The sequence below is a fragment of the Janthinobacterium sp. JF4 genome (genome assembly GCF_059617925.1).
On record NZ_JCAQAV010000069.1, the window covers coordinates 1 to 10,866 of the forward strand.

Annotated in this window: 7 protein-coding genes; 1 reads left to right on the top strand and 6 read right to left on the bottom strand. The window is 63.8% G+C overall.

All coding sequences use genetic code 11. The annotated features are described in order from the left end of the window. Positions 1-64 precede the first annotated feature (64 nt). The 3 genes from AC54AF_RS26190 to AC54AF_RS26200 all read right to left on the bottom strand — a co-directional run bounded on the left by AC54AF_RS26190 (position 65) and on the right by AC54AF_RS26200 (position 4,887). Entirely contained in the window at positions 65-2,485 is a 2,421-nt protein-coding gene (locus AC54AF_RS26190; RefSeq protein ID WP_496638909.1) for a TonB-dependent receptor plug domain-containing protein, read from the bottom strand. A gap of 306 nt (positions 2,486-2,791) precedes the next feature. After that, the gene (locus tag AC54AF_RS26195; protein ID WP_496638914.1) at positions 2,792-3,838 is read right to left on the bottom strand and encodes an aldo/keto reductase; all 1,047 of its coding nucleotides are present in this window, start codon (positions 3,836-3,838) and stop codon (positions 2,792-2,794) included. After that, entirely contained in the window at positions 3,838-4,887 is a 1,050-nt protein-coding gene (locus AC54AF_RS26200; protein WP_496638910.1) for a quinone-dependent dihydroorotate dehydrogenase, read from the bottom strand. Before AC54AF_RS26200 ends, AC54AF_RS26195 begins: the two co-directional genes overlap by 1 nt. Positions 4,888-5,090: 203 nt before the next feature. On the opposite strand from AC54AF_RS26200, the gene AC54AF_RS26205 reads away from it, so the two are divergent. Further along, positions 5,091-8,402, top strand: coding sequence for a S41 family peptidase (locus AC54AF_RS26205; RefSeq protein ID WP_496638911.1), 3,312 nt, complete (start codon positions 5,091-5,093; stop codon positions 8,400-8,402). Between the two features lie 103 nt (positions 8,403-8,505). On the opposite strand, the gene AC54AF_RS26210 is transcribed toward AC54AF_RS26205, so the two are convergent. From AC54AF_RS26210 to AC54AF_RS26220, 3 genes are read right to left on the bottom strand one after another with little or no spacing between them, the layout of a single operon-like run. After that, a complete protein-coding gene (locus tag AC54AF_RS26210) occupies positions 8,506-9,228 on the bottom strand; it encodes an arginyltransferase (protein ID WP_496638912.1) in 723 nt (240 codons plus the stop codon). A 60-nt stretch (positions 9,229-9,288) separates the two neighbouring features. Further along, on the bottom strand, positions 9,289-10,005 hold the full coding sequence (gene aat, locus AC54AF_RS26215) for a leucyl/phenylalanyl-tRNA--protein transferase (protein WP_496638913.1): 717 nt from the start codon (positions 10,003-10,005) through the stop codon (positions 9,289-9,291). Positions 10,006-10,035: 30 nt separating this feature from the next. Further along, a complete protein-coding gene (locus tag AC54AF_RS26220; protein ID WP_034747557.1) occupies positions 10,036-10,614 on the bottom strand; it encodes an NUDIX hydrolase in 579 nt (192 codons plus the stop codon). Between the last annotated feature and the right edge of the window lie 252 nt (positions 10,615-10,866).

Sequence of the window (10,866 nt, forward strand, 5' to 3'; positions counted from 1 at the left end):
TGCCGGGTGGTGTGGCAGGGGAGCGGCCCTTCAGGGCCGCCCCCTATGCCGATCAGAGCGCCATTTACCAGCTATAGCCGGCCTTGGCGTAGTAGTAGCGGCCGTTGAAACCGTTCGGCGCGAAGATGCTGTAGGGCTGGGTGCCGTTGACGTTCAGGTTGCCCGCGCTCGTCACTTGCGCCGGATAGCGGTTGGTGACGTTGTCGATGCCCGCCACCAGGCGCCAGTTCTTGCCCAGTTTCACGGAACCGGACACGTCCAGCACCCATTGCGGGTCATACGTCTGGTCCAGCTTGACGTCGTTTTGCGGCACGGTGAAGCTGCCGTAGCGCGTCACGACGCCGTGTGCATTCCAGATGCCGAAGCCGTAGTCGGCGGCCAGGCTGAACTTGTCCTTCGGCGACGCCACCGTGATGCGGTCGATGCTCTGGCGGTCGATCAGTTTCAGGTTGTTGGCCGTCAGGATGGCTGGATTGTCGGCGATTTTCCGTACCGTGCTCTTGTTGTGGTTGTACGCCACGGTGAGATCCAGGCGGTCCTTCTCTTGCAGGTCGATGCGGTAGGTGCTGACGATGTCCACGCCTTCCGTGCGCGTGTCGACGGCGTTGGTGAAGTAGCGCGCCGCGCCCACGGTCGAGCCTTGCGTCGCCAGTTCGCCCCTCAGCTTGTCGTTCAGCGCCAGGTTGGCCGAGAACAGGATGCGGTTGTCGATGTCGATGCGGTAAGCGTCGATGGATGTGGTGAAGTTGCGGCTAGGCTGGAGCTGCAGGCCCAGGCTGTAGTTGCGGGCCTTTTCCGGTTTCAGGTCTTGCGCACCGAGGGAGCGCGCCTGCGGCGTATTGACGGCAAAGGTGCCCGTCTCGATGGCCGTGTTGTTGCCATTGATGACCTGGAAGTTGGTGGTGGTGATGGTGTAGTACTGCTGCGCCAGCGATGGCGCGCGGAAGCCGCTCGACACGGTGCCGCGCAGGGACAGCGCGTCCGTGAACGCATAGCGGGCCGAACCCTTGGCCGAGGTGGTGCTGCCGAAGTCGCTGTAGCGCTCATGGCGCAAGGCCACGCCGCCGGACAGCTTTTTCGTCGCTTCCGCTTCCAGGTTCACATAGACCGATTCGTTGTGGCGCGAGTGGCTGCCCGCGTTGGCAGGACGGAAGCCGGCAAAGCCCTGCGAGCCGCCGCCCGTATACGACGCCGCGTCACCGGCGCCGATGCTGTATTTTTCATGGCGCGCTTCGGCGCCGACGGCTACCGTCAGCGGGCCGGAAAAGAATGCCACGGGAAACTCGCGCGCGGCATCCAGATTGAATACGGTCTGCTCATTTTTCAGCGAGCCGGCATAGAAATGCGTGGGGCTGTTCGCGCCCAGCGACTGGTTGACCGTGTTGTCCAGATCAAGTTCGAACTTGTTGCTGCCGTAGTTCAGGCTGGCATCCCAGCGCCAGCCGGCCGCTTCGCCGCGCAAGCCCGTGACGATGGACTGGTCCGTCAAGGTGCTGTTTTGCAGCGGCAAGAAGCCTTCCGGGAAGATGGGCGTGCGCTGCGAGTACACCTTGGTGTTGGAGTCCTGGATCAAGGCCGTGCGCCAGGTGGCGGCAGCCGAGGTGTCGCGCTTGCCATAATTGCCGAAGGCATACCAGTCGATACTGTCGTTGATGCGGTATTCGCTGTTGACGAAAATCGTTGCCGGCTTGCTTTCCGGGTCGCCGTAGCGCTGGTTGACCTTGCCGTAGCGCGGCTCCAGCGGATTGCGGAAATCGGCGCCGGCGCGGTTGGTCGGATCGCGTTCCGCCACTTCCGCCGAGACGCGCACCCAGCCGTCGTCACCCAGGGCGAAGCCGGCCGAGCCCTTGATGGATTTTTGCTTGCCGTCGCGTTCCTGCGTCTGGCCATAGCCCACTTCGATATCGCCGCCGGCCGCGCCTTTTTTCAGGATGATGTTGATCACGCCGGCGATCGCGTCGGAACCGTACTGGGCCGCCGCGCCATCGCGCAGCACTTCCACGTGGTCGATGGCGGCCAGCGGGATGGCGTTCAGGTCGACGGGCGCCGAGCCGCGGCCCAGCGAGCCGTTGACGTTGACGACGGCCGACGTGTAGCGGCGCTTGCCGTTGACCAGCACCAGGGTCTGGTCGGGCGACAGGCCGCGCAATTGCGCCGGACGCACGGCGTCGCTGGCGTCGGCGCCCGTGGCGCGGGCAAAGTTCAGCGATGGCAGCAGACGCGCCAGCACGGTGGCCAGTTCGCCCGACCCCGTGCTTTGCAGGTCGCGCGAAGTGAGGATGTCGATTGGCGATTCGGAATCGATGGTGCGGCGGTTCTTGGCGAAGGTGCCTGTGACCACCACCGATTGCAATTCACCTTCGGCCGGCAGCTCTTGCTGCGCTTGCGCCTGCATGGGCAGGCTGAAGCAGGCGATCAGGCTGGCGGCGATCACGGTTTTGACGGGCAGGGCGGGAATCTGGGAGCGGGCAGTGCTTGAACTCATCGACGATATCTCTTCGGTTGGTGGTTGCGCGAACCATGGCGGTCCGGTGATGCAATCAGATTAACAGTGGGCACGTGGCATGCTTACGAATCGTTCTGTCTATCGATATGCAATAAATATCTGAAACACGCCAACATGGCGCGAGTAGCGCATATGGCCTCGTTTCCAGCATACGACCGGGCACGGCAAGGCTGCAATGCTGCACAGCAGTAAATGGCCAGCTGTTGTATAAATACGACTATCTGCGATGAGCGTGGCGAGCCTGGCGCGACGTTGCGTGGTACTGCGCCGCCAGACGGTGCGGCCTTACTGTCCCGGATTGGGTGCGCTGGCGTGGATGGCGTCGACGGCTGCCACCAGTTCCGGCGACAGGGTGACTTGATGCGCGTCGATATTTTGCTGTAACTGCGCCACGCTGGTGGCGCCGATGATGGTTGAGGCCACGAACCAGCGCGAGTAGCACCAGGCCAGTGCCAGCTGCGCCGGCGTCAAGCCGTGCGCGCGGGCCAGCGCCGCATACTGGCTGGCTGCCGCGATGGTGGCCGGGCGCACGTAGCGGGGGCTCCAGCCGGCCGGGAAGCGCGTCAAACGGCCCTTGGCCTGCGGATCGTCGAGGTATTTCGCCGTCAGCTGGCCGAACGCCAGCGGGCTATACGCCAGCAAGCTGACGTTTTCCCGGTGGCAGGTTTCGTCGAGCAAGCTCGTCTCGAAATGGCGCGCCGTCAGGTTGTACAGGTTCTGGATGGACGCGATGCGCGGCAAGCCTTTCAGCTCCGCCTGCTTGATGTATTCGCATACGCCCCACGACGATTCGTTCGACACGCCGATGTGGCCGATCTTGCCTTCCTCGACCAGCTTGCCCAGCACGGCCAGCGTATCCTCGATGGCGACCGAGGCGTGCTCCTTGCGCGGGTTGTACACGCTGGCGCCGAAGATGGGCAGGTTGCGGCTGGGCCAATGCAACTGGTACAGGTCGATGTACTCCGTCTGCAGCCGGCGCAGGCTGTCCTCGACGGCGGCGCGGATGTTGGCCGCGTCGTGGTCCGTCTTGCCCTTGCGTATCCAGTGCATGCGCGAATTCGGCCCAGCCACCTTGCTGGCCAGGACGATCTGGCCACGCTTGCCGCTTTTCTTCAGCCAGCTGCCGATGTAACGCTCGGTGCTGCCCTGCGTTTGCGCGCTGGCCATCACCGGGTACATCTCGGCCGTGTCGATGAAGTTGATGCCCCGCTCGAGCGCGTAATCGAGCTGGCTGTGCGCTTCGGCTTCGCTATTCTGCTCGCCGAAGGTCATCGTGCCCAGGCAGATCCGGCTCACCTCCAGGCTGCTGGAACCGAGCTTGACCTTGTTGATCATTTCGGCTGTTTGCCGCGCAGCGCGCGGGCGCAATCCTTGATCAGCGCGGGACCGGCGTAAATCAGGCCGCTGTACAGCTGCACCAGTTGCGCGCCTGCCTCGAACTTGGCCACGGCGTCGCTGCCCTGCATGATGCCGCCCACGCCGATGATGGGCAGGGCGTCGCCCAGTTCCGCCTTCAGCAGGCGGATGATATTGTTCGACAATTCGAACACGGGCGCGCCCGACAGGCCGCCCGCTTCCGCGCCGTGCGGCATGCCTTCGACGGCGCTGCGCGACAGGGTCGTATTGGTGGCGATGACGCCGTCGATGCTGTGGCGCGTGAGCGACTCGGCGATGCTTTTCACCTGTTCACCATCCATGTCCGGCGCGATCTTGAGGGCCAGCGGCACGTAGCGCTTGTGCTTGTCGGCCAGGCGCGCCTGCGCTTCCTTCAGTTGCGACAGCAGGGCGTCGAGTTCGGACGCGCCCTGCAGCTGGCGCAAATTCTTGGTGTTCGGCGACGAGATATTCACCGTCACATAGCTGGCGTAGGGGTAGACTTTTTCCAGGCACAGCAGGTAGTCGTCGGCCGCCCGCTCGATGGGCGTGTCGGCGTTCTTGCCGATGTTCAGACCCAGCACGCCGGCGCGGTCCTGGTAAAACTTCGACGCCTGCACGTTGGCGACAAAAGCGTCCACGCCGCCGTTGTTGAATCCCATGCGGTTGATGATGCCCTGCGCCTGCGGCAGGCGGAACATGCGCGGTTTCGGATTGCCCGCCTGCGCGCGCGGCGTGACGGTGCCCACTTCGATGGAGCCGAAACCCAGGTCGGCCAGCGCATCGATGTAGGCGCCATCCTTGTCCAGGCCGGCGGCCAAGCCGACCGGGTTGGGGAAGGTGATGCCCATCACCGTGCGCGGATCAGGTGCAGGTTTGCCGGCCAGCTTCGTCAGGCCCAGCGCGCTGGCGCGTTTCAGGGCGGGCAGGGTCAGATGGTGGGCCGCTTCGGCATCCATCGAAAACAGCAGCGGACGGGCGAGGGAGTACAGGAATTTTTCAGACATGGGGCGCTTTGAGTAGGTATGCGTGCCGCCGGGAAGGGCTGGCAGCGCGCGAAATAAGTGCCGTATTTTACCGTGTTCCACGCGGCTGCCGGGTGTATAGTTCTTGTTGGTTTGATGCAATATTGATCCCTTGATAATCCGCATCCGGCCTTGGACTTTCCTGTTTCTTCCCTGTTCTGTTGACTTGATAAGCGAGACATCGATTGAAAAAGACACGCATTTTGACGGCCATCGCGGCCGCCAGCGCACTGTTGCTGAGCCACCCGGCCCTGGCCCTGCCCAATACGCAAGACACCCGCATGCTGAGCGAGCCGGCCGTCTCCAGCCGCCACATCGCCTTCATCTATGCGGGCGACCTGTGGCTGTCGAATCTGGACGGCGGCGGCGCGCGGCGCCTGACCTCCGACCTGGGCGACAAGTCTCATCCTGTGTTTTCGCCCGACGGCAGCCTGATCGCGTATAGCGCGAATATCGATGGCAATGTCGACGTGTGTGTGATCGCGGCGGCTGGCGGCGTGCCGCGCCGCCTGACCTTCCACCCGGGCGCGGATCTGGCGCAGTCGTTCACGCCCGATGGCCAGGCCGTGATGTTTACCTCGCCCCGCGCCGCCTTCAACAACCGTTTCCAGAAGCTGTTTACGGTGCCGCTGGCGGGCGGCGTGGAAATCCAGCTGGAGATCCCGAACGCGTCGCGCGCCGCGTATTCTCCGGACGGCAAGCGCATCGCCTACAACCCGCTGATGCCGGCCTTCAAACAGTGGAAGCGCTATCGGGGCGGCACCAATTCCTGGCTGTGGCTGTTTTCCTCCAGCGACAAATCCATCGAAAAAATCCCCCAGCCGACGACGCGCTCGAACGACGTCGACCCCATGTGGATCAAGGACACCGTGTACTTCCGTTCCGACCGCAACGGCGAATTCAACCTGTTCGCCTATGACGTCAAGACGAAAACCGTGCGCCAGCTGACGCGGCACGCGGATTTCCCCGTGCTGAACGCGTCGGCGGCGAATGGCACCATCGTCTACGAGCAGGCCGGCTATCTGCACTCGCTCGACATCGCCAGCGGCCAGGCGCGCAAACTCGCCATCGGCGTGGCCAGCGACCTGGGACAGACGCGCCCCCGCTGGGTCAAGAATGCGAAGTACATCCGCGACGCGTCGATTTCGCCATCGGGCGCGCGCATCGCCTTCGAGTACCGGGGCGAGATCGTCACCATCCCCGCCGACAAGGGCGACGTGCGCAACCTGACGCAGACGGCCGGCGCCCACGAGCGCACGCCCATCTGGTCGCCCGATGGCCGTTCCGTCGCGTATTTCTCGGACGAGTCGGGCGAGTATGAATTGCACGTGCGCGCGCAGGATGGCAAGGGCGCGGTACGCAAGTTCAAGCTGAATGGCAGCGGCTTCTATGACAACGCCGTCTGGTCGCCCGACAGCAAGAAGATCGCGTTTGCCGACAATGGCTGGAGCATGTACGTGATCGACGTCGGCACGGGCAAGGTGCAAAGAATCGCCACGGAGCCGATGTATGGCGTCGACAAGAGCATGCGCGCCTCGTGGGCGCCCGATTCGCGCTGGCTGGCCTACACGCTCAATTCGCCCACCTATACGCGCAGCGCCTACATCTATTCCGTCGAGCAGAACAAGTCCATGCAGGTGACCGATGGCCTGTCCGACGTGGCCCAGCCCGTGTTCGACAAGAGCGGCAAATACCTGTACTTTTTCGCTTCCACCAATGCTGGCCCCAGCAACAACTGGTTCTCGCAGCAGAACGAAGACAACCTGGTGACGCGCACCGTCTGGATGGCCGTGCTGCGGCGCGACCTGCCGTCGCCGTTGATCAAGGAAAGCGACGAGGAAAAGGCCGCCAGCGCGGAGAGTAAAAAAGACACGGCGAAGGTGGATCCGGAAGCGAAAAACGAGCCGAAGGTCGATCCGAAGACGGGCCGCGACGACCCGAAAGTCACGGTCGCTCCCGTGGCGCCCATCCACATCGATTTCGACGGCATCGCCACGCGCATCGTCGACCTGCCGCTGCCGGCCGCGCAGTTCTCCCGGCTGGAGGCGGGCGCCGCGGGGCAGATCTTTTTGCTGCGCGAGAGCGATGGCAAGAAGGCCGTGCAGCGCTTCGACCTGAAGGAGCGCAAGGCGGAAACCGTGGTGGCGGAAGCGGACGATTTCGACGTCTCGGCCGACGGCAAGAAGCTGCTGTACCGCCAGAAGGACAACTGGGCCATGGGCAGCGCCACGGGCAAGCTGCTGGCGCCCGGCGAAGGCAAGATCAAGGTCGACGCCATCGAAGTGAAGGCCGATCCGCGCGCCGAGTGGACGCAGATTTTCAACGAAGTGTGGCGCATCAACCGCGATTATTTCTATGACCCGGGCATGCATGGCGTGGACTGGAAAGCCATGCGCGACAAGTACGCCGTCTTCCTGCCCGAGCTGTCCAGCCGCGCGGACCTGAATCGCCTGATTCAGTGGATGTGCAGCGAACTGGCCGTGGGCCACCACCGCGGCGGCGGCGGCGACGATTTTATCGCGGCGAAGAAGGTGCCGGGCGGCCTGCTGGGCGCCGACTACGAGGTGAGCGACGGCCATTACCGCTTCAAGAAGGTGTACGGCGGCTTGAACTGGAATCCGGCCCTGCGCGCGCCGCTGACGGAGCCTGGCCTGAACGTCAAGGCGGGCGAATACCTGCTGGCCGTCGACAGCCGCCCGCTGGCGCCGCCCACGAACCTGTACAGCGCTTTTGAAAACACGGCCGGCAAGGCTATCGACCTGACCGTGGGGCCATCGGCCGACGGCAAGGGCGCGCGCACCATTACCGTGGTGCCCGTGCCGACCGAGGATGCCTTGCGCAACCGCGACTGGATCGAAGGCAATATGCGCAAGGTCAATGCGGCGACCGGCGGCAAGGTGGCGTATGTGTATGTGCCGAATACGGCGGGCCTGGGCCATACCTACTTCAAGCGCTATTTCTTCCCGCAGGCGGACAAGCAGGCCATCATCGTCGACGAGCGTTTCAATGGCGGCGGCAGCGTGGCCGATTACTACATCGAGATCCTGCAGAAGAAGGAAATCGCCTGGTGGACCATGCGCTACGGCGCCGACATGAAGACGCCGTCGGCCTCGATCCAGGGGCCGCGCGCCATGCTGATCGACGAGACGGCCGGCTCGGGCGGCGACTTGCTGCCGTGGATGTTCCGCAAAAACAACATGGGCCCGCTGATCGGCAAGGCCACGTGGGGCGGCCTGGTGGGCGTGCTGGGCTTTCCCGTGCTGATGGATGGCGGCTTCATCACGGCGCCGAATCTGGCGTTCTGGACGCGCGAGAATGGCTGGGGCGTGGAAAACGAAGGCGTGCCGCCCGATATCGAAGTCGAGCAAACGCCGGCCGACGTCATCGCCGGCCGCGATCCGCAGCTGGAAAAGGCGATCGAGGTGATCCAGGCGGAGCTGGCGAAGAACCCGCCCGCGCGGCCAGCGCGTCCGGCGTTTCCGGACAAGAGCAAGTAGGTCGGATTAGGCGCGAAGCGCCGTAATCCGACACCATTGTTGGCATCGCAGTGTCGGATTACGCGCTTGCGCGCTAATCCGACCTACCAAATAATCCCAGGTTTTACATCATCACCCACTGCCCCTTGATCCGCGCTTCCAGCGGCTTGAAGTTGATTTTATACGCCATCTTCGGGCTTTGCGCGATCCAGTAGCCCAGGTAGATGTAGGGCAGGCCCAGCTCGCGCGCCTGGGCAATTTGCCACAGCACGTTGTAGGTGCCGTACGAGGCGCCCGCCACGTCGGGGTCGAAGAACGTGTAGACGGACGACAGGCCATCGGCCAGCACGTCGATGATGCTGACCATGCGCAGGATACCTTCGGCATCGCGAAACTCCACCAGGCGCGTGTTGACCCGGCTTTGCAGCAGGAATTGCGCATACTGGTCGCGGCTGTCCTGGTCCATGCCGCCGCCCGCGTGGCGCGTGCTCTGGTAGCGCAGGTACAGTTCGTAGTGCTCGTCGAGGAAGGACAGGGTGGCCACGCCCGCCTGCAGATCGGCGTGGCGGCTCCATGCGCGGCGCTGGTTGCGGTTGGGCGTGAAGGACTGCGTCACGACGCGCACGGGTATGCAGGCCTGGCAGCCGTCGCAATACGGCCGGTAGGTGAAGATGCCGCTGCGGCGAAAGCCGTTGCGCACTAGTTCCGAATACACGTCGCTGTTGATCAGGTGCGAAGGCGTGGCGACCTGCGAGCGGGCCTGGCGGTCGTCCAGGTAGCTGCACGGGTAGGGCGCCGTTGTGTAGAACTGCAGGGTGGCAAACGGTAGTTCGTTCAGGTGCGTCATGCTGATCCTGTCTGGTCTGTCCGCAGCAATGGATGTCTGTGTGAAGCTATCATAGCTTTTTTATGCCGGTGGCGCAGCATGCCAATCCGTGATTTGCGCTGCTTCAATGGCGACGCGCACATGGGCCAGGAAGCGCGCGCGCGAAATGGGCGCGGCGCCCAGCGAGGCCAGGTGCTTCGTTTCTTGCTGGCAGTCAATCATGGCCACGCCGCGCGCCTGCAAAAAACGCACGAGGTGCGCCAGCGCGATCTTCGAGCCATCCGTCACGCGGGCGAACATCGATTCGCCATAGAACATGCGCCCGATCGACACGCCATACGCGCCGCCCACCAGTTCCCCATCGCGCCACAGTTCCGACGAGTGCGCGTAGCCCAGCTTGTGCAGGCCCGTGTAGCCGGCGATGATCTCGTCCGAAATCCAGGTGCCCGGGCCATCCCTGCGCGGCGCGGCGCAGGCGCGCATGACGGCCTCGAAATCGCTGTCGAAGCGCAGCTGCCAGCGTCCGTCCGTGGCGGCGCTGCGCTCGACCTTGCGGATCGCCTTGGCCAGGCTGTCGGACACCTTGAAGTCCTCCGTCATCAGCACCATGCGCGGATCGGTGCTCCACCAGAGTATGGGCTGGCCTTCGGAAAACCAGGGGAAGATGCCGCGCCGGTAAGCGTCGAGCAGGCGCGCGGGCGACAGGTCGGCGCCGGCCGCCAGCAGGCCGGGCGCCTCGTCCGTCAGGGCGCGCGAGACGTCGGGGAACGGGGTGTGGATGTCGAGCCAGGGAATCATGCGGCGTCAAAGGTGTCGGGTGGAGGGGGTTTACTCGGCATCCGCGCGCGCCATCGGGCGCGTGATGTCGCCCGTATGGACACCGTAGCTGCCGCCTTCGCGGATTTTCACGCGGTCGGCAAAGAACAGTTCCAGGGTGGCGCGGATGGTGGGGAAGGCCAGGTCGTCCCAGGGTATCTGCGCTTCCGTAAACAGCTGCACGTCCAGGCTTTCGATGCCCGGCGCGAAATCGAGGTCGCGCAGGCGCGCCAGGTAGAACAGGTGTACCTGGTGCACGCGCTGCACGTTGAGCAGCGAAAACAGGGGGCCCAGTTCGATGTTGGCGCCCGCTTCCTCGACCGTTTCGCGCTCGGCCGCGTCCGACGTGGTTTCATCGTTTTCCATGAAGCCGGCCGGCAGGGTCCAGTAGCCCAGGCGCGGCTCGATGGCGCGCTTGCACAGCAAGACCTGCAACTGGCCATCTTCTTCCCACACGGGGATGGAGCCGACCACCATTTTCGGGTTCTGGTAATGGATGGCGTCGCAGTTGGCGCAGACATAGCGCGGACGGTTGTCGCCTTCCGGGATGGACAGGCTGACAGGATGGGCGCATTCGGAGCAGAATTTCATGGGCGGGCTTGGGAAAAATTGATGGCTAGTGTAACGCTTACTGTACACCGATTGCGCGCGGCGTGGCGTGACGGGCGGACACAATGCCAACGGGCAATTGACCGAGCTTTTTCACGCACTTTTAATTTAATAGCTCTATTGCAGCCGAAGTTGAGATAGCTATTGCCTAAGCCACCCGTTTGCCCGTATAATTCGAGTGCGGGGTGGAGCAGTCTGGCAGCTCGTCGGGCTCATAACCCGAAGGTCACAGGT